This is a genomic window from Luteibacter sp. Sphag1AF, from assembly GCF_014192715.1.
In the GTDB taxonomy this organism is placed as follows: domain Bacteria; phylum Pseudomonadota; class Gammaproteobacteria; order Xanthomonadales; family Rhodanobacteraceae; genus Luteibacter.
Map to the genome: position 1 here is coordinate 1427769 of NZ_JACHYH010000001.1, position 20433 is coordinate 1448201.

Sequence of the window (20433 nt, forward strand, 5' to 3'; positions counted from 1 at the left end):
GAACACTCCCTGTAGCGCGGCAAGCATAACCGCCCACGACAGCCTTTATGCCTGTCGTGGAGCGGGGTTGCGTGTGCCTGAAGTCGCTCCCCTGCCGGAAGGCAGGGGGCGGGAGTGAGGTTTGCCGGGCGACTTACTGGCCGGGCATGTACCGCACGGTGAGATAGAACGTGCGGCCCAGCTGGTTGTAGAACGATGCCGTTTCGTAGGAACGATCAAACACGTTCGCGACCTTGGCCTGGAGACTCCATGCCGGCTGGAAACGCCAGGTGGCGCGCAGGTCTGTCGTGGCGTACCCACCGAGGTGGCGGGTGTTGGCCGCGTCGTCGAAACTCTTGCCTGCGCCGTTCAGCGTGCCGCCGACCGAGAACTGGCCAAGGTCGCGGTCCAGGTCGATACGACCGATCTGATCCGGGCGACGCGCGAGCCGGTTGCCGTCCTGCACGCCGGTCGTACGGTTGCGCGGCTGCTGCCAGGTGAGATACGTGCGCAGGTGCCAGCCGTCCATGTCCGCACCGAACTGGCCTTCCACGCCACGGACGCGTGCCTTGGACACGTTGATCGGCAGGTAGTTGGCGTCGAAGCCGATCAGGTCGGAGTAGTTCGTCTGGTAGGCGTTGACGGCCCAGGTCCAGATGCCCGGCGTGCCGGACACGCCGACTTCCGCATTGCGGGCCTTTTCCGGCTTGAGCTGAACCGGCACGCCGTACGGGTAATAGACGTCGTTGAACGTCGGCGCATGGAACGAGGTGCCGTACGACGCGGTGATCTTCACGTCGTTGTCGAAGCGGAAGCCGTACGAGGCCGCGCCGGTGCTGTGGTTGCCGAACTGGGTGTTGTGGTCGTGGCGGGCCGACAGCTGGATTTCATGCGGGCCGAACACGCCCTGGTACAGGGCAAACACGCCGGTATTGTTGCGGGAATCACGGGCGTAGGCGGTGTCGCTGTCCAGGTGCTCGCGCTGGTAGTCCACGCCGGCACTCAGGATCTGGCCCGGGGCCAGCGTGAAATCGTTCTGCCAGGAGGCCTGATTGCGCTTCGAGTACAGGTAGCCCGCGCGCTCCATATTGGCGTTGAACGGAAGGTTGGTCAGGTAGTCGAACTGCGGGCCGTTCAGGTAGTTGTCCGCGCGGTCGATGTTCTGGCCCACGTTGAACGTCATGCGCCAGATGTCCATGGCGTTGAAGGCCAGCTTCGCACCGGCGACCTGCTGCGTGCGACGGGTGTAGTTCTGGAAGGTGCCGTCGTATTCGATGTCGCCCTTGCTGCGCAGCCAGTTGGCCGAGATCTCGGTGCCGTTGTCGAAGCGGTAGCCACCGCTCAGCGAACCGTTGTACGTACGGTAGGAGTCGTGATCCGGCTCGTCGGCAAAGCAGCCTGCATAGGCTTCGGCGGCGCCCACGCGGCAGGCGTTGATGCCGCTGGTGTACTGGCCGCCGAGGCTGGCGTTGTACCAGCTGTGTGCGGTGCCGCCGGACAGGCCGAACTGGCCGCTGACCAGGCCATGGCTGCCTGCGCTCATGGTCAGCGACGGCGTCGGTGCCTCGCCTGTCTGGCCGTGGCGGGTGAAGATCTGGATCACGCCGCCGATGGCATCGGAGCCGTACAGGCTGGAGCGCGGGCCGCGCACGATCTCGATGCGCTCGATCTGCTCAACGGGGATCTGCTCGTAAGCCGGGATGCCCGCACCCACGGTGCCCACGCGGACGCCGTCGATCAGCAGCAGCGTGTGGCTGGAGTTGGAGCCGCGCATGAACAGCGAGGTCTGCTGGCCAATACCGCCACTGGTGACCACGGCCACGCCCGGAAGACCCTTCAGCAGGTCCGTGACGGACTGCGGCTGCAGGCGCTCGATGTCCTGGCGGGTGATGACGGTGACCGGCGCCAGCGTTTCATCGACCGGCATGGCCGTACGCGTGGCGGTGACGACCACCGGGTCAAGCTTGTCCGCGTCATTGCGGTCGGCGGCGTGAGCCACGGCGATGCACGACAGCAGGGCGGTCGCGAGCAGGGTCTTCTTCATGCGTTCTTCTTCCTTTGCCGCACCCAAAACGTGCGGAAATCAGCCAGACAACACGACCGGCACGGGAAGGCGAACAACGAACACGATCCGGCGCGCGCATGAAAAATGCGGCCGGGCACGATGCTCCCGATTCGCCCTCCGCGAACCAGACGAACTTAAATGGGAACTGCGCACGCGAGAACGCATGCGAGCTATCGGGCCGGTCTCCGGACTCATGAATCACATGCTTTGAGGCATATCGGAACGGGCACCTTCCCGCGCGATAAAGCGCAGTGGCATCTCACCCTTTCCGGAGACCGGACGTACCGGCCTCCCTTCACTTACCGTTGCGGGGGCAGTGCCGGCCTTGTCAGCCCCATGGGGCGACGCACCGGCTTCCCGTTTAATCCTTTGGGCGAACGCCCTCGGGACACCCGAACGGCGCCACTCTAGCCGCCCCCCTCCCGGCGAGCAAGTTAAGAACGTGTTTGCGTCACAACTTCCAATGGGCTGAGAGATATCTCTTGACCTTCGCAAGTTTTTGCGAATAGGGTCGGGGTGAGTCCGGCGTCCGGTCACGAGATGCCTCGTGGTGGCAGGGGATACAACCGGTTTGTGCATTGCCCGGAGGGGGCGATGGGCCCGGCGGTATGGATGGACCGAACTCAGAACAAGAGTGCGACGGCGGCTTGCCATTGCCTCTATGGCTGTTAATTCGGGGAGTGCCAACATGCAGCGTTCTATCTACCGCAGCCCTGTGCTGCGTCGTACCGCCTTATGTCTTGCCCTGGGGTTGAGTCTTTCCAGCGGCGTGGTCCTTGCGCAGTCCAATGCCTCCGGTGTGGTTTTCGGCCGCGTGGCTGACCCGGCCGGCGCCACCGTCCATCTGCAAAACCTCGATACGGGCTTCGCCCGCGATGTGAGCGTCGATTCGGAGGGTCGCTACCGCGTGGGCTCACTGCCCGTGGGCCGCTACAAGGTGTCGGTGGAGCGCGGGGGCGCTACCGTCGAAACCCGTGACGAGGTGCAGGTCGCACTGGGCGGCGGCGTGGATGTGTCCTTCGGCGGCGCGCCCACGGCCACCAGTGCCCAGAACCTGGAAGGCGTGCAGGTCACCAGCAACGTGCTTCCGGCCATCGACGTGTCGTCGGTCGACTCGCGCACCGTGCTCACCTCCCAGCAGTTGCAGAAGTTGCCGCTGGCGCGTGACGTCACCTCGGCTGCCCTGCTGGCGCCCGGCGTGGTGAGCGGCGACAGCCGTTACGGCAACGTGGCCTCGTTCGGTGGCGCCTCGGCGTCGGAAAACCAGTACTACATCAACGGTTACTCGGTGACCAACGCCCTCACCGGCCTGGGTTTCACCAGCCTGCCGTTCGACGCCATCGACCAGCAGCAGATCTTCACGGGCGGCTACGGCGCGGAATATGGTCGCTCGACGGGCGGCGTGATCAACATCGTGACCAAGCGTGGCGGCAACGACTGGAAAGCTGGCGTCGGCATGTACGTGACGCCGCAGTATCTGCGCCAGTCGCCGCGCAGCATCTATCGCAGCAACGGTGTGCTTTACCAGTATCGTGGCGACAACAAGAGCACCGATATGCAGTACACCGGCTACATCAGCGGCCCGCTGATCAAGGACAAGCTGTTCCTGTATGCCGCGGGTGACTTCACCAGCTCCGACAGCATCTTCGTCAACAACATCCTTGCGCCGCAAAAGACTCATCAGACCTCCAAGGCCACCAAGTGGATGGCGAAGGTCGACTGGAACATCACCGACAGCCACCTGCTCGAAATCACCGGTATCGGCGACAAGACCAACGTGGATCGGGGCGTCTATGTGTATAACTACGCCACGAACACGCAGGGCAATTACATCGGTCGCGACAAGCTCAAGAATTTCGATGCAGGCGCAGGTTCGGCGCCAGGTGGTGATGTGTACATCGGCAAGTACACCGGTTACATCACCGACAACCTGACCATCAACGCGCTGTACGGCCACACCACCACCAATCACGTGCGCGATCTGGACTACGCCGGCTCGCCGAATTGCCCGTGGATCACGGACAGCCGCCGCAACATCACCAGCCCCATCGTTGGCTGCGGCCTGGTCAACGGCACCGTGCTGGGCGAAGGCGCGAAGGACAAGACACACGGCTGGCGCCTCGACGTGGAATACGTGCTGGGCGACCACGACCTGCGCGCGGGTGTGGACAACCAGTCACTGGAATCCACGGCGGGCAACATCTACGAAGGCGGCTACCGCTGGGTCTACCGCAATGCCGGCCGGGTTACCGGCCGCCCCGACATTGTGCCGCCGCCGGGCACCGCGTACGTCGTTGAAAAGCGTCTGTTCCAGACCGGCGCCACAGTCAAGGTGGAGCAGGAAGCGCAGTTCATCGAAGACAAATGGCAGATTTCGGATCGCTGGATGGCCTACATCGGCTTGCGCAATGAGCAGTTCAAGAACCTCAATGGCGCCGGCGATGTCTATGTGAAGCAGCGCCACCAGCTCGCACCGCGCCTGGGTGTGACCTGGGATGTGTTCGGTGACTCCAGCTTCAAGGTCTATGCCAACGCGGGTCGTTACCACCTGGCCATTCCGTCCAACGTGGCCATTCGCGGCGCATCCGCGTCGATGTACTACAGCGAGTACTACACCTATTCGGGTGTGTCGCCGAACGGCGAACCCACGGGCCTCACGCAGCTCGGCAGCCGTTCGTATCTCAATGGCGAAGATGGCTCCACGCCGAATCCGAAGACCGTGGCCGCGCAGGGCATTGATGCGTACTTCCAGGATGAATACATCCTGGGCTTCGACAAGGCGATCAATCCGGACTGGAGCTTCGGCGCCAAGTTCACCTATCGCAAGCTGAAGAGTTCCATCGACGACTTCTGCGACTCGCGTCCGTTCGAAAAATACGCCGCGCGCAATGGCATTGATATCAGCAACGCCAGCATTCCGGGTTGCTACCTGTTCAATCCGGGCAAGTCGAACACGTTCCTCGTGGACGTGGATGGCGCGGGCAACTTCGTGCCGTTCGCGCTAACCAAGGAAGACTTCGTCACGGATGCCGGCGTGGGCTTCCCTCCGCTCAAACGCAGCTACTACGCGTTGAACATGTATCTGGAACACCACTTCGACACGCGCTGGTACGGGCGCGCGGAGTACACGTTCTCGCGCAGCTACGGCAACTCCGAAGGTCAGTTGAAGTCTGACATTGGCCAGCTTGATCCGTCGGTGACCCAGGATTGGGATGCGCCGGAAATCATGCAGTTCACCAATGGTCCGCTGCCGAACGACCGCACGCATGCGTTCAAGGCGTACGGCTACTTCCAGGCCACGCAGGAATGGTTGCTGGGTACGAATGTGGCCATCGCATCGGGCCGTCCGGCCAACTGCATTGGCCTGGACCCGGTGGATGCGATTCAGTACGGCGCTTCGTACTTCGAATGCGGATTCAAGCCCGCACCGCGTGGCTCGCGCGGTCGCTTGCCGTACACGTGGCAGCTGGACCTGAACGCTGAATATCGCCCGTTGTGGGCTGGTGCGAGCCAGCCGCTGGCATTTACGGCAGCGGTGTTCAACGTGGCGGGCAACCAGCGTGTCGTCAGCCAGGTGGACGTGGGCGAAACGGCAACGGTGTCACAGGTGACGGGTCTGCCGATTGCCAGCGAGGACTATCGTCGTCCGCTGGCATTCCAGAACCCGCGCTATTTCCGGTTCGGCGTGCGCTACGACTTCTCGCTGTAACCGTACTACGGCGCGCCCGGGCAGCGTATCCGGGCGCGCACTTCAACTCCCCTGTTATCAGCCGGCGCAGGAGCGCCGGTTTTTTTTGCGGGGCTTTTGCTCAGCGGGGGAATCAGCTCAGCTTGCCGCCGATCCAGGTTTCCACGACGCCGAAATTATCGTCCATCACCACGAAATCGGCGCGATAGCCGGCGGCGATGTGGCCGTGGGTTTTCTCAAGTCCGAGGAATGCTGCCGGATATGTCGAGGCCATGCGTGCGGCTTCATCGAACGGGATGCCCACCATTTCCACCGTGTTGCGCACGGCCGTGGCCATGTCCAGCGCAGAACCGGCGAGCGTGCCGTCGGCGGTCTGGCAGATGCCATCGCGCGCGGTGATCGTTTCGCCTTTGAGCACGAAGTCCGGATTGTCCGAACCGACCGGCGGCATGGCGTCAGTGACCAGCATCATGCGTTCCTTTGCCTTGGCGGCAATGGCGACGCGCAGCGATGCGGGATGCACGTGGTGACCGTCGACGATCAGGCCGCACCAGCTGCCGGCATCATCCAGTGCGGCACCCACCACGCCCGGCTCGCGGCTGGTGAAGGGCGTCATGGCGTTGAACAGATGGGTGAAACCGCGCACACCGGCCACCAGGGCGGCACGCGTAGTGTCGTAGTCGGCAGCAGTGTGGCCCGCCGCGACGATCACGCCGTTATCAACCAGTTGAGTCAGCACGTCCGGCGTGGTGCGTTCGGGAGCAAGCGTCAGCAAGGTAACGCCGCCGTGGCGGCGCGCGAGCATGGCCACGTCCGACGCTCCGGCCACACGGAACTTGGTCGCGTCGTGCACGCCCTTGCGTTCCGGCGCGATGAACGGGCCTTCCAGATGAATGCCAAGCACGCCCGGTACGCCCTGCTCCACGGCCTTGTTCACCGCATCAATGGCGCGTTCCATCACTTGCGCATCGTCGCTGATCAGCGTGGGCAGGAAGCCGGTGGTACCGAACTGGCGATGGGCCTGTCCGATGCGCGCGATGGCTTCCACCGTGGGTTCTTCGTTGAACAGCACGCCGCCACCGCCGTTGACCTGGCAGTCGATGAAACCCGGAAGCAGCGTGTGGCCGCCCAGGTCGTGACGCTCCGCCGCGCGGACGCGCGGGTCGGACGGCAGGGCGAGGCCAGTGATTCTGTCGCCCTCGACGAGGACGGCGAAGCCGCTCTGGAAGCCGTGATCGGTCAGTACGCGGCCGTTGACGAGGGCGATAGTCATGCTGAACTCCGGATCAGACGGTCTCGGTGACCTTGTTGAGATGCGGCGGCACGTCGGGATTGAACCCGCGGCGGAGGGCAAGGGCAGCCGTGGCGCGATAGAAGCTCTGCACGGTGACCAGCGGCGCGGCGATGGGCGCCGTGGCGGTCAGTGGCAGGATGTCGTCACCGGTCGCGCCAGGTGCGGCCACCCAGACCTTGGCGCCGCGCTTGCGGAACTCGGCGGCGACGTCCAGCACGCTGCGCAGCGTGTCATCGTTCTGGGCAAAGAACAGCACCGGGAATTCCGGGCCGACCAGCGCCATCGGACCATGCTTCACCTCGGCGGCGCTGAAAGCCTCCGCGTGCAGGCCGCAGGTTTCCTTGAACTTCAATGCCGCTTCCAGTGCACCGGCAAAGCCGAAGCCTCGGCCCACCACGAACAGATTGCGTGCATCCACCAGCCCGTCGGTCAGCGAACTCCAGTCCGCGTCCCAGCCCTGGCGCAGTTGGGCGGGAAGATCCACGAGTGCCTGACTGGCCTCAGGATCTTCGCTCCAGCGGGCGGCCAGATGCAGGATGGCGAACAGTGCGCCGAGGTAGCTCTTGGTGGCCGCAACGCTCTTTTCGGGGCCCGCATGGAGTGGAATCACCACGTCGGCGGTTTCCGCCAGCGGCGAATCGACCACGTTGACCATGGCCACGACATACGCCCCCGCCTTTTTCGCCGCCTGGGCGTTGCGGACCAGATCCGGACTCTTGCCTGACTGCGATACCGCGATATACAGCGCGCCTTCCAGCTGCTGCGGCGCGCGATACACCGAAGTGACCGACGGCGACGCGGACGCGGTGACCACGCCCAGCTGGGTTTCAAAGACGTACTTGGCGTACATGGCCGCGTGGTCGGAACTGCCACGGGCGCAGGTGATGATCATGCGCGGGGTGTGTGCGCGCAGATGTGCGGCGAGCTTGCTGACCACTTCCTCGTTGGCGGCGAGCTGGCGCTCGACGACGTCGGCGGTTTCGTGCGCCTCGCGAAACATCAGGGTGTCGTGCGGCTGGATCGTCATGTGGATGGTCTCATTCGCTTTGCAGTTCCGCGACGAAGTCGTAGATGTCGCCGCGGTACCAGGAGCAGGTGAATTCGACGATGCGTCCGTCGTCGAGGAAGCTTCGGCGCTCGATATTGAGGCCCGCACTGCCGGCATTCAGACGCAGCAGGCGCGTCTGCGCGGGGCCAAGCACCACGGCACGCAGGCGCTGCAAGGCGCGTCGCGGTCGGCAGCCGAGCTTGTCCAGCGCTTCGTACAGGGAATCTTCCACCAGCGACGGATCGGGCAGCAGCGAAAGCGGCACGGCGCTGCGCTCGATGGCCAGGGGCTCATCGCCGGCATAACGCAGCCGGTGCAGGCGGACCACCTGAGTGCCCGGCGACAGGTTCATCGCCATGGATTCTTCGGGAGTTACCTCGCCAATGCCGCGTTCGAAGAATTCCGAGCGGGGATTGAGACCGCGTGCCCGGAGGTCTTCGGTAAAGCTGGTCATCCGCGACAGCGGCTTGACGATACGTTCTGACACGAACGTGCCGGCACCATGGCGCTGGGTCAGGAGGCCGTCTTCCACCAGGCCGCCAATGGCCTTGCGAACGGTGACTCTGGACAGCGTGAGGGCGCGGGCCAGGTCACGTTCGCTTGGCAGGGCGTTGCCGACCTGCACCTCACCGTTTTCGATGACGTTGCGGATGGCACGACGCAGCCGCATGTACGCCAGGGGAAGGCGTGCGGATGGGTCGTGTTGCAGACGTTGATACTCGGCGACGAGAGCGCTTTCCATGCCAATGAAGATACCAATTGGCGACCACTGGAGCAAGCATGTGCCCCCTTCCCGGGGCAGTCAGATTTTCAAACGGCCGTTTGCACGATTTAAATGGCCAATGTAAACGCTTACATTCATAATCATGGCGGTGAAAATCGTAAATTGTCGGCAGCACTGGTACGGGGCTGGTTCGCCCTGGTATGACACTGGTATGATCGACTGCGCCGTCCCCCTCCCCCTCCCGGATCTACTGAGGTGACCACCGTGACTGCTTCTCTCCTGCCGACCGAGCCCTTCGATCTGGTGATTTTCGGCGGCACCGGCGATCTGGCGGTGCGCAAGCTGCTGCCTGCGATGTACCACCGATTTGTTGACGGGCAGATCTCGACCACCAGCCGCATCATCGGCGTGGCGCGCGAAGGTCTGGACGATGCCGGTTACCGCAACCAGGTGCGCGAGGCGGTCGAGAAGTCCGTGCCGCACATCGTGCCGGCCACGCTGGACGCCTTCATCGCGATGATCGGCTACCGCTCGCTGGACGCGCGCAAGGCGGACGGATGGGACGAATTCGCGTCGATGATCGGCGAACATCCCGACCACATCCGCGTGTTCTATCTGTCGACCTCTCCCGAACTCTTCGTGGACATCTGCGAGCGCCTGGGCAGCTATGGCCTCAATGGCGAGCGCTCGCGCGTGGTGCTGGAAAAGCCCATCGGCCGCGACCTTGCCAGCGCCAACGCGATCAACGATGCCGTGGCCCGCGTGTTCAACGAATCGCAGACCTATCGCATCGACCATTACCTCGGTAAGGAAACGGTGCAGAACCTGCTGGCGCTGCGCTTTGGCAACGCCCTGTTCGAGCCGCTGTGGAATTCCTCGCACATCGACCACGTGCAGATCACCGTGGCGGAAACCGTCGGCGTCGGCCATCGCGCCGGCTACTACGACCGCGCGGGCGCGCTGCGTGACATGGTGCAGAACCACATCCTGCAACTGGTCTGCATGGTGGCCATGGAGCCGCCGTCGTCGCTGTCCCCGGATGCGGTGCGCGACGAAAAACTGAAAGTGCTTCGCTCGCTGCGCCCGATCAATGCCAGCAACGCCGGCCAGCTGACCGTGCGCGGCCAGTACCGTGCCGGTGCGGCCGAAGGTCAGGGCGTGCCGGGCTATTTCGATGAGCTGGGCAGCGACCAGTCCCGTACCGAAACCTTCGTCGCCCTCAAGGCGGAGATCGGCAACTGGCGCTGGGCCGGTGTTCCGTTCTATCTGCGTACCGGCAAGCGCCTCCCGTCGCGGGTGTCGGAAATCGTGGTCACCTTCCGCCAGCTGCCGCACTCGATTTTCGATCCGGCCAGCGGCCCGCTGCTGCCCAACCGCCTCACGCTGCGCTTGCAGCCGGATGAGGGTGTGAAGCTGTGGCTGACCATCAAGCACCCGGGCCCGGGCGGTCTGCGCCTGCGCCACGTGCCGCTGGACATGAGCTTTGCCACCGCCTTTGGCGTGCAGCAGCCGGACGCCTACGAGCGTCTGATTCTGGACGTCGTGCGTGGCAATCCCACCCTGTTCATGCGTCGCGACGAAGTGGAAGCGGCTTGGAACTGGGCAGGTCCGATTCTTGAAGCATGGGAAGCCAGCGGCGAAATGCCAAAGGCCTATACCGCAGGTACGTGGGGTCCGAGCGCCGCCGTGGCGCTTATCGAACGCGATGGCCGCACGTGGGCCGAGGACGCAAGCTGATGAACGCTACCGTACATCGTCATGATTTCGCCGACCGCCTGACGCTTGCCGACGCGCTTGCGCACCGCGTGGAAGGACAGCTGCGCGAAGCGATTCAATCGCGCGGCCACGCCACCATCGCGGTCTCCGGCGGCGGCACCCCGAAGGTCTTTTTTGCGCTGCTTGCCCGCGCAGATATCGACTGGTCGAAGGTCACCGTTACGCTGGTTGATGAGCGCTGGGTGGGTGAAGACAGCGAGCGCTCCAACGCGCGCCTGGTGCGCGACATGCTGTTGAAGCAGAACGCCGAGCAGGCCGTGTTCGTGCCGCTGTACGAAGCCGCGCCCACGCCGGAGGACGCGCTGGACAGCGTCAATGCACGCATCGACGCACTGCCGCAGCCGTTTGACGTGGTGCTGCTGGGCATGGGCCCGGACGGCCACACGGCGTCGTTCTTCCCCGGTGGCGACCATCTCGCCCAGGCGCTGGATCTGGACGGCAGGCACGGCGTCGTTTCCATGCGTGCGCAAGGTGCCGGCGAGCCGCGCATCACGCTCAGCCTGCCGCGCGTGCTCGCCACGCGTGCGCTGTATCTGCACATTGAAGGCGACGAAAAGAACACCGTTCTTTCCGAAGCCATCGAAAAGAACTATCCCATCGCTGCCGTGCTGAAGCAGTCGCGCACTCCGCTCGACATCTTCTTCAGTCCGTGACGATGTGAATCGCCCATCAGTCGCCTGGCGCATGTGCGCCGGGCGCAGATATCGCCCTGCCGGCGGTGTCTTCGGATATCGCGCGCGGGGGTCGCACGCGGTACGCCGGTCAAAGCTCAGGAGTTCGCCATGACCATTCATCCCGTGATCGCCGAGGTCACCGAGCGCATTGTCGAGCGCAGCCGCGCATCGCGTGCCGCCTACCTTGCGAAAATCGAAGCCGCCCGCAGCCACGGCACGAAGCGGCATCACCTGTCGTGCGGCAACCTTGCCCACGGCTTTGCCGCATGCGGCGATGACAAAGACGCATTGCGCAACGGCCACGCCGCCAACATCGCCATTGTCACCTCGTACAACGATATGCTTTCGGCGCACCAGCCCTACGAGCGCTACCCGGAAATCATCCGTGGTGTGGCCCGCCAGCTCGGCGCCACCGCGCAGGTGGCTGGCGGCGTGCCGGCCATGTGCGACGGCGTGACCCAGGGTCGTCCGGGCATGGAGCTGTCGCTGTTCTCCCGCGATCTCATTGCGATGGCCACCGCCGTGTCGCTGTCTCACGACATGTACGAAGCGGCGCTGTACTTGGGCATCTGCGACAAGATCGTACCGGGTCTGCTCATCGGTGCACTCAGCTTCGGTCACCTGGCCAGCGCCTTTGTGCCGTCGGGTCCAATGCCTTCGGGCATTCCCAACGAAGAGAAGTCCAAGGTTCGTCAGGCTTATGCCGAAGGCAAGGCCACGCGCGCTGAGCTGCTGGAAGCGGAAGCCCGTTCGTACCACAGCGCCGGTACGTGCACGTTCTACGGTACGGCCAACTCCAACCAGATGCTCATGGAGATCATGGGCCTGCACATGCCTGGCGCGAGCTTCATTCCGCCGGACACGCCGCTGCGCGACGCGATGACGGCGGCTACGGTCGAGCGCATGGTGGCCATCAGTTCACTGGGGTCGCAATACATGCCGGTGGGTCGCATCGTGGACGAGCGCTCGATCGTCAACGGCGTGATCGGTCTGCACGCGACGGGCGGTTCGACCAATCACCTCCTGCATCTGGTCGCCATTGCGCGCGCCGCGGGCGTGGAGCTGCGCTGGGATGATTTCGACGCGCTCTCGGCAGTGGTGCCGCTGCTGGCCCGCGTGTATCCCAACGGCTATGCCGACGTGAACCACTTCCACGATGCGGGCGGCATGACTTTCCTCATCGACCAGCTGCTCGACGCCGGCCTGCTGCATGGCGACGTCAACACGGTGATGGGCGTGGGCATGGACGCGTACCGCAAGCTGCCCGAACTGCGCGATGGCAAGCTGGTGTGGTCGCCTATCGCGAAGGAAAGCGGCAACCGCGGCGTACTGCGGGCCGTCTCCGAGCCGTTCCGCCATGACGGTGGTCTGCGCATGCTTTCGGGCAACGTGGGTCGCGGCGTCATCAAGATTTCTTCGGTCCCCGAAGACCGCATGGTCATCGAGGCGCCGGCCATCGTGTTCGACGAGCAGGATGATGTGAAGGCCGCCTTTGACCGCGGCGAACTGGATCGGGACTTTGTCGCCGTGGTGCGCTTCCAGGGTCCGCGTGCGCGCGGCATGCCCGAACTGCACAAGCTCACGCCCACCCTCAGCATCCTTCAGGACCGCGGCCGTCGTGTCGCGCTGCTGACGGATGGCCGCATGTCCGGTGCCTCCGGTCGTGTGCCGGCAGCGATCCACGTAACGCCGGAAGCCGAAGCGGGTGGCCCCATTGGCCGCATCCGTACCGGTGACCTCGTGCGTCTGGACGCACACGCCGGCACCATCGAGGTGCTGGTTCCCGCTGATGAGTGGTCGGCGCGCGAGTGCGCCACCACCGACCTGTCCATTCACCACACCGGTATGGGCCGCGAACTTTTCGCCATGTTCCGACAGTCGGCAGTCACCGCCGATCTCGGTGCGGGCGTATTTTGATAACTGGAGCGATCCGATGAGTACCGAAGCGAAACAGAAGCTGGTCGAAGACACCCTGCGGCTCGCGCCTGTTGTGCCCGTCGTCATCATCGACGACGCCGCCAGCGCCGTGGGCATGGCTCGCGCGCTGGTCGCCGGTGGTGTGCCTGCCATCGAGATCACGCTGCGCACGGCTGCTGCACTGGATGCCGTTCGCGCGATTGCTGCCGAAGTGGAAGGTGCTGTCGTGGGCGTGGGCACGGTTCTGACGGCGCGTGATCTGGAGAATGCCTTCAAGGCGGGCGCGAAGTTCGCCGTGTCGCCTGGCAGCGCGCCGCGTCTGCTCGATGCAGCCGACGATTCCGAGCTGCCGCTTCTGCCGGGCGCCGCGACGTCCAGCGAGGCGATGAATCTGCTGGAGCGCGGTTATCGCTTCCAGAAGTTCTTCCCGGCCGTTCCGGCTGGCGGCCCGAAGCTGATTGGCGCCTGGGCCAGCCCGTTGCCGCAGATCACCTTCTGCCCCACCGGCGGCATCAGCCTCGCCAACGCGCGGGACTTCCTCTCGCTGCCCAACGTGGTGTGCGTGGGCGGCTCGTGGCTCACGCCGGCAGCGCTGCTTGCCTCGGGCGACTACGCGGCCATCGAAGCGCTGGCACGCGAGGCTGCGGCGCTTCGTTGAGTCCATTCGCGCGCAAGCCTGCTCCCACCGGGTTGTGGGAGCAGGCTTGCCCGCGATTCCCGCACCCGGCTTAAGTCCACGCCCGACGCGCTACCATGCCGCCACCCCATCCCGGCGCAGCTCTTCTCATGCTTTACATTGTTCTGGCTGTGGCCTTCAGCGTCACGGTATCGGTTCTCCTGAAACTGGCGCGTCGCGCAGGCGTGGATGTGGTGCAAGCCATTGCCACGAACTACATCGTGGCCTCCGCGCTTTCCGTGGCATTGCTGCATCCCTCGCTGGACGCGCTCAAGGCGCCTGATGCGCCGCTGGCCGCCCTGGGTCTGCTCGGTATCCTACTTCCGTCGATCTTCGTGGTGCTGGCCTATTCAGTGCGCAGGGCAGGCATCGTGCGTTCCGACGTCGCGCAACGCCTTTCCCTCTTCCTGCCTCTGATCGCCGCGTTTGCCTTCTTCGGCGACACGCTCACATGGCACAAAGGCGCCGGCATCGCCGCTGGCGTGGTGGCTGTGGTGCTGATCCTGATGCGCAGTGAGCGCTCTGAAGCGAAGGACCGTGCAGGCTGGCTGCTTCCGCTCGGCGTGTTCGCAGGTTTCGGAGTGATCGACATCCTGTTCAAGCGTGTTGCGCTGGCAGGCGCGCCCTTCCCGAGCGCCATGCTCGCCTCATTCCTGATCGCCGCAGTGCTCTGTTGGTTGGCGGTGATCTGCCGCGCGGTGGCGGGCCACTCGGCCATTCACTGGCGAAACATCGGCATGGGCGTGGTGCTGGGTGGCGCAAATTTCGCGAACATCCTGTTCTACATCAAGGGCCATCAGGCCGTGGCGTCGCAGCCCTCGCTGGTTTTCTCGTCCATGAACATCGGCGTGGTGGTGCTCGGCACGCTGGTGGGCGCGCTCGCGTTTCGCGAGCGGCTCAGCAGGCTCAACATCGCCGGTATCGTGCTGGCGGTCGTGGCGATTGTGATTATCGCCACGGCCTGATGCCCTTACGCCGGACGCCCTTCCGGCAGCGCTTCTTCGCCAGTTGTTGCCGCCAGTGGCGGCAACGCCTCATCCACGGTCAGCGGTGCATCACTGGCCAGCAGCGCCTTTGCTTCCGCATGCGTTGCCACGGCGGGCGGTGAGCCACGCAGTGGTTTGCCGGCTGTCTCGGCGACGAACGCCATCGTGAGAATGCCGATCAGCGCCGCGCCCATCAGGTAGTACGCAGGCACCATCGGGTCACCGGTACGCTCCACCAGCCACGCCGTGACGAGTGGTGTGGTGCCACCAAACAGCGACACCGACACGTTGAATGCGATGGACAACGCGCTGTAGCGAACCGGCGTGTAGAACAGTGCGGGCAATGTGGATGGCATCGTGCTGGTGAAGCACACCAGGGCCACGCCAAGACCCATCAAGCCAAGGAAGATCAGCGCATCATTGCCTGTACGTATCAGCAGCATGCATGGAATGGCGAGCGCGAACATCGCGATGCATGCGCCGATGATCATCGGTTTGCGTCCCAGGCGGTCGCTGAAAAAGCCTCCCACCACGTTCAACGGCATCATCACCATCATCACGATGAGAATGAGCAGAAGGCCCTTGGCTTCGGAGTATCCCAACGTCACGGTGAGGTAACTGGGCATATACGTCAGCAGCATGTAGTCGGTGACATTGAACACCAGCACCAGGCCGATACACTTCAACAACTGCCGCCCATGCACGGCGACCATTTCTCGAAAGCCGATGCGCTGCGTGTTGTCGTTGGCTTCCATGGCTTCCGCATGCGCTTTGAAGGCAGGTGTTTCTTCCAGCTTCATGCGCATGTAAAGACCGAGCAGGCCGAGCGGTCCTGCAATGAGAAACGGCACTCGCCATCCCCAGTCGAGCATCGCCTGCTTGCTCAGCAATGCAGTCAACGCGGTGACCACGCCCGCGCCTGCGATATAGCCGCCCAGCGTGCCGAACTCCAGCCAGCTTCCCATCTGTCCGCGTCGTGCATCGGTGGAATATTCCGCGATGAACGTAGCGGCTCCGCCGTACTCGCCACCTGTCGAGAAACCCTGCAAAAGACGCGCAAGAAGAAGCAATGCGGGTGCCCAAAGGCCGATGGTCGCGTAGCTGGGAATCAGGCCGATGGCGAAGGTGCCCGCGGCCATCATGATCATGGTGGCAGCCAGCACTTTCTGCCGACCGTAGCGGTCGCCGAGCGGCCCGAAGACGGCGCCGCCAATGGGCCGCACCAGGAACGCCACGGTGAATGTCGCGAACGTCGCGATGATCTGCGCCGTGGGGCTGGAGCCGGGAAAGAACACGTGGCCAAGCGTCACCGCGATGTAGCCGTACACGCCGAAATCGAACCACTCCATCGCATTGCCCAGGGCAGCGGCACCCACGGCGCGCTTGAGCATGCTCTGGTCGACAATGGTGAGGTCGTCCGGCTGAAGATGCTTACGACGGCGTTTGAACCAGCCGAAATGGGCATCGTGCCCCGATTGATCCTGCATGGGAGGCTCCTGTTCTTACAGGCAGGCACACGGGCACGAAGCCGACAAGCCGCCTTTGGGAAGGGTGCGCAACGCGGGGGATGGTGCGTCGCTCGAACGGTCCTAACAGGACACGTGGATGTCGTTGACAAGGCATCGAAGCACGACGCGACACGAACATCAGCCGGCGATAGTAACACAGGGCCTCATTCAGGCCCTGTGAAGAAACCTCTTACAGCCTGCGGGGTGCAGTTGATCCGCGCACGACAAGCTCCGGACTGAAGCCTTCGTTGGCGATGGATGGCGTGGTGTCACCCTGATCGCGTTGCAGTTCGGCGATAAGCCGCTGCGCTGCATGACGACCAATTTCTTCCGTCGCCTGGCGTGCGGTGGTCAGTGCGGGCCAGGACTGTTTGGAAAACGGGCTGTCCTCGAAACCTGCAATGGAAAGCTCCCACGGCACATCAATGCCGCCGGAGCGTGCAGCAGCCAATACGCCTGCTGCGATTTCATCGTTGCTGCCGAAGATCGCCGTGGGCGCTTCTTTGAGTGCAAGCAGCTTGCGGGCGCCGCGGAAACCGTCGTCGAACGAGTAGTCGCCCTCCACCACCAGCTTCTTGTCCAGTGGAAGACCGTATTCGCGCAGCGCATCTTCGTAGCCGCGATATCGTTCGGGACTGGAACGATGCTCTTTGCCGCCCCACAGGAAACCAATGCGGTGATGACCGAGTTGGATCAGGTGTTCGGTAATCGCATAGGCCGCGTCACGGTCGTCCACGAAGACACACGGATAACCATCCTGCGGGTCCTGCCGGGCAGAGATGATCCGTACGAAGGGAATGTTCTGCTCCGCCAGCATGCGAATGAGATCGGGCTGCTCGGACATGGGCGGTGCAAGTACCAGTCCTGCAAGACGCGAACGTCGCACCAGATCGCACAGCTGTTCGGCAAGTCGCGGCGCTGACGAATCGCAGGGATGAATCTGCAAACCGAATCCGCGCTCGCGACATACCGACAGGACGCCGTTCTGCATGGCGATGACGTAATGCGCGTTGGGATTGTCGTAGACAAGGCCAAGCGCAAACGTGCGCGCGCTGCGAAGGCTGCGTGCGGCCTGGTCCGGCTGGTAATCCAGTGCTTCGATGGCACGCAGCACCTTGTCGCGGGTGCGCGCATGGACCGACGGCTCATGGTTGATGACGCGCGAGACGGTCTTCAGCGACACGCCTGCCCGTTCGGCAACATCCTTGATGGTGGGACTGCGCAAACGATGGCCTCGACTGGTTAGCGGTCCATCTTACTGGAGCCGCATGACACAAGCGAAGAGCCGGCCATCAGGGCCGGCTCTTCAGGTCTGGATCAGCGCTCGATCCGGCGCTGCCCCACTTCGTGACCTGCCCAGCCGTAGTAAAGGATATACAGGTAGCAAGGCACCATCACGCAGAGGAACACGGCCTGGAAATCGAAGTGCTGCTTCAGGTGCGCGAAGATCTGCGGAACGATGGCGCCGCCAGCGATGCCCATGACCAGCAGCGCCGAGCCGCGCTCGGTAAGCGTGCCCAGGCCCTTGATCGCCAAGGGGAAAATGGCAGGCCACATCATGGCGTTGGCGAAACCCAGCGCGGCTACGAATCCCACCGACGCGTAGCCGGTGGTGAAGTAGCTGCCTACCGAGAACACGACGCCCAGTACCGCGGAAATCGCCAGATAGCGCTGTTGCGAGACGAAGCGCGGGATCAGCAGCAAGCCGGCGATGTAGCCGATGAGCATCGCGAACAGCGTGTAGGACGTGAAATGTTTGGTGTCTTCGGGCGTCATGCCAAAGCCCTGGCCGTAGGTGCCGATGGCATCACCCGCCATCACTTCTACACCCACGTACAGGAACAGGCACAGCACGCCCAGCCACAGGTGCGGGAAGCTCAGGATGCCTCCCTTGGTGTGACCGATTTCCCGCTCGCTGTTGGCGCCGGACGGCCTGATTTCCGGGAGCGATGAGCGCACGACCCAGACTGCGAGCAGCACGAGCAGCGCTGCCATTACGAGGTAAGGCATGTGCACTTTGGCGGCAAAAGCATTTAGAAGGGCATCGCGCTCTGTGGGCGATGCGGCATCGGCAATCTGCTTGTCGAACGTGCCGATATTGCTCATCACCAGCGCGCCGAAAACAAACGGCGCAAGTGCGCCGGCCACCTTGTTGCAGATGCCCATGAAGGCAATGCGCTGTGCCGCGCTGTCGATGGGGCCGAGGATCGAAATATACGGGTTGGATGCCGTCTGCAACAGTGAAAGACCTGCGCCGATGACGAACAGGCCGATCAGGCCGCCCGGATAAATCCGCATGGTGATGAACTGGCCGAACATCGCCGCGCCGATGGCCATGACGAAGAGGCCAAGACCCATGCCCTTCTTCATGCCCGTGCGCTTCAGTACCCAGGAGGCAGGAATGGCGAGGAAGAAATAAGACAGATAGAAGGCCATCGGCACCAGGAATGCGTTGACGTCATTCAGGTCGAAAGCCAGCTTCACGAAGGTGATGAGTGGTCCATTCAGCCAGGTGACGAAGCCGAAGATGAAGAACAGCACGCCGATGATGATCATCGGCAGGAGAGTGGAATGCCGGGTTTCCCCGACGGTGACCGGTGTGGCTGACATGTGGTGACTCCCCAGTGCTCTTGGCTTCTTGCGTCGGTACCGGCGCCGTGCCGGTACGCCCCGAATGTCCCTTTATTGACCCGGAAGCGTAACGTTGTCAATTGAAGTCATTGCGGGTCAGAGGACGGCCAAAACCCATTTGCACTTTCGATGTGGCGATGCGTCATGGCATTGATGCGACGCGGAAAAACTCTTTGATCGCGATAAATACGGCAAGAAATGCAAATCCGGCAGCCGCCCGGCGGGACGCCATCCGGAGCGATGTTGCAACGCGCTATGGATATCGGGCTGTCTAGGAAATTTGTCCTGTTGACAACGTTGTCATTGCTTTCGCAGACTCGGCAGAAGTTGGCGCGTCACAAATTTTTCATGTGACGGCATCGGATCTCCAGGGGAGCAGTCAGTGGGCGAATCGGCCAAACAGCAGTTGCATGCAAAGTCGGCATCCGGCGTGTTCCTCGCCGCTGACGTCGGTGGAACGCATGCGCGCATCGGCCTCGTCCGTAGCGGCAGTGATGCCGCTCCCATCACCGTGCTTCGTTATGAACGCTACGCGTGCGCCGACTGGCCGAGCCTGACGGCGGTGTTGCAGGACTTCGTTGGACGTCTGGACGTCACCGTGCACATCGAGCACTGCTCGGTAGCCAGCGCGGGCTACGTGCTGGGCGACGCCATCGTCAATGAAAACCTTCCGTGGCCGGTGTCCATTGGCGACATCCGCAGCACGCTGGGCCTGGCCGACCTTTCCGTGGTCAACGATTTTGAAGCGGTGGCGTACGCCACGCAGTTCCTGTCCGCCGACGACACCACCCCCGTGATCGAAACCACGGCCGCGCCAGCCCCGGGGCCGGTGCTGGTGATGGGACCGGGTACGGGGCTTGGCTCGGCGGTGCTGCTTCCGGGTAAGCAGCACGCCACGGTGCTGCCGACCGAAGCAGGTCAGATCTGTCTCGCGCCGGGCAACGAGCGTGAGATGGACATCCTGCGCATTCTGTCGCGCGGACGCGATTATGTTTCCTACGAGACCGCCCTTTCCGGGCCCGGTCTGGTCAACCTCTATCAGGCCATCAGCACGCTGCGCGACACGCCGGCAACGCTGGTGGAGCCCGCCGACGTTACCCGTGCGGCACTCGCAAAGAGCGATGACGCGGCAGTCGAGGCCCTGGATGTCTTCTGCGGTCTGCTTGGCAGTTTTGTCGGCGACCTGGCACTTCTTTACGGCGCACGCGGCGGTGTGTATCTGGCCGGCGGCATCCTGCCCCAGGTACGCGACGTGCTGCTGACCAGCAGTTTTTCAGCAAGGTTTTTCAACAAGGGCGTCATGCGCGCCTTTCTCCAGCAAGTACCCGTTCGTCTGATGGACCACGGCCAGCTTGGCGTGATCGGCGCTGCCGGTCTCTACCTGCACGGCCCGACCGCTCACTGAAGAGCAGGAAGGAAGGACGCGTAAGACCTTTGCATCAAAAGCCGGGCATCCGCCCAGATCGC

14 protein-coding genes and 1 riboswitch are annotated in these 20433 nt (G+C 63.5%); of the genes, 7 read left to right on the forward strand and 7 right to left on the reverse strand.

All coding sequences use genetic code 11. The features are described from left to right. Positions 1-133: 133 nt before the first annotated feature. Complete coding sequence (locus FHW69_RS06450) at positions 134-2023, reverse strand: TonB-dependent receptor (protein ID WP_183422149.1); 1890 nt, start codon at positions 2021-2023, stop codon at positions 134-136. Between the two features lie 179 nt (positions 2024-2202). Further along, positions 2203-2455, reverse strand: a riboswitch (cobalamin riboswitch). Positions 2456-2732: 277 nt separating this feature from the next. Between FHW69_RS06450 and FHW69_RS06455 the strand changes: the two genes are divergently transcribed. After that, positions 2733-5753, forward strand: coding sequence for a carboxypeptidase regulatory-like domain-containing protein (locus FHW69_RS06455; protein ID WP_183422150.1), 3021 nt, complete (start codon positions 2733-2735; stop codon positions 5751-5753). A 112-nt stretch (positions 5754-5865) separates the two neighbouring features. On the opposite strand, the gene nagA is transcribed toward FHW69_RS06455, so the two are convergent. From nagA to FHW69_RS06470, 3 genes are read right to left on the reverse strand one after another with little or no spacing between them, the layout of a single operon-like run. Continuing rightward, the gene (nagA, locus tag FHW69_RS06460) at positions 5866-7005 is read right to left on the reverse strand and encodes an N-acetylglucosamine-6-phosphate deacetylase (RefSeq protein ID WP_183422151.1); all 1140 of its coding nucleotides are present in this window, start codon (positions 7003-7005) and stop codon (positions 5866-5868) included. 13 nt (positions 7006-7018) lie between these two features. Then, positions 7019-8053 carry an SIS domain-containing protein gene (locus FHW69_RS06465; RefSeq protein WP_183422152.1) on the reverse strand — a complete coding sequence of 345 codons (1035 nt, stop codon included), beginning with the start codon at positions 8051-8053 and terminating at the stop codon, positions 7019-7021. A gap of 10 nt (positions 8054-8063) precedes the next feature. Continuing rightward, positions 8064-8816 (reverse strand): GntR family transcriptional regulator, encoded by a 753-nt coding sequence (locus FHW69_RS06470; protein WP_183422153.1) that lies wholly within the window; start codon positions 8814-8816, stop codon positions 8064-8066. 246 nt (positions 8817-9062) lie between these two features. Here FHW69_RS06470 and zwf point away from each other — a divergent pair, with 246 nt between their 5' ends. The 5 genes from zwf (at position 9063) to FHW69_RS06495 (ending at position 14806) form a co-directional block, all read left to right on the forward strand. Then, complete coding sequence (gene zwf / locus FHW69_RS06475; protein ID WP_183422154.1) at positions 9063-10535, forward strand: glucose-6-phosphate dehydrogenase; 1473 nt, start codon at positions 9063-9065, stop codon at positions 10533-10535. Further along, on the forward strand, positions 10535-11227 hold the full coding sequence (pgl, locus tag FHW69_RS06480; protein WP_183422155.1) for a 6-phosphogluconolactonase: 693 nt from the start codon (positions 10535-10537) through the stop codon (positions 11225-11227). Before zwf ends, pgl begins: the two co-directional genes overlap by 1 nt. A 129-nt stretch (positions 11228-11356) precedes the next feature. Beyond that, on the forward strand, positions 11357-13165 hold the full coding sequence (gene edd / locus FHW69_RS06485; RefSeq protein WP_183422156.1) for a phosphogluconate dehydratase: 1809 nt from the start codon (positions 11357-11359) through the stop codon (positions 13163-13165). Positions 13166-13181: 16 nt separating this feature from the next. Continuing rightward, positions 13182-13823, forward strand: coding sequence for a bifunctional 4-hydroxy-2-oxoglutarate aldolase/2-dehydro-3-deoxy-phosphogluconate aldolase (gene eda / locus FHW69_RS06490; protein ID WP_183422157.1), 642 nt, complete (start codon positions 13182-13184; stop codon positions 13821-13823). Between the two features lie 128 nt (positions 13824-13951). Further along, positions 13952-14806: a DMT family transporter gene (locus FHW69_RS06495; protein ID WP_183422158.1), complete on the forward strand. Its 855-nt coding sequence runs from the start codon at positions 13952-13954 to the stop codon at positions 14804-14806. 5 nt (positions 14807-14811) lie between these two features. Here FHW69_RS06495 and proP read toward each other — a convergent pair whose 3' ends face one another. The 3 genes from proP to FHW69_RS06510 all read right to left on the reverse strand — a co-directional run bounded on the left by proP (position 14812) and on the right by FHW69_RS06510 (position 18945). Beyond that, the gene (gene proP, locus FHW69_RS06500) at positions 14812-16314 is read right to left on the reverse strand and encodes a glycine betaine/L-proline transporter ProP (protein ID WP_183422159.1); all 1503 of its coding nucleotides are present in this window, start codon (positions 16312-16314) and stop codon (positions 14812-14814) included. 211 nt (positions 16315-16525) lie between these two features. Beyond that, positions 16526-17560: a LacI family DNA-binding transcriptional regulator gene (locus FHW69_RS06505; RefSeq protein WP_183422160.1), complete on the reverse strand. Its 1035-nt coding sequence runs from the start codon at positions 17558-17560 to the stop codon at positions 16526-16528. A 92-nt stretch (positions 17561-17652) separates the two neighbouring features. After that, complete coding sequence (locus FHW69_RS06510) at positions 17653-18945, reverse strand: sugar MFS transporter (RefSeq protein ID WP_183422161.1); 1293 nt, start codon at positions 18943-18945, stop codon at positions 17653-17655. 403 nt (positions 18946-19348) lie between these two features. On the opposite strand from FHW69_RS06510, the gene glk reads away from it, so the two are divergent. Next, positions 19349-20371 (forward strand): glucokinase, encoded by a 1023-nt coding sequence (glk, locus tag FHW69_RS06515; protein ID WP_183422162.1) that lies wholly within the window; start codon positions 19349-19351, stop codon positions 20369-20371. Positions 20372-20433 lie beyond the last annotated feature (62 nt).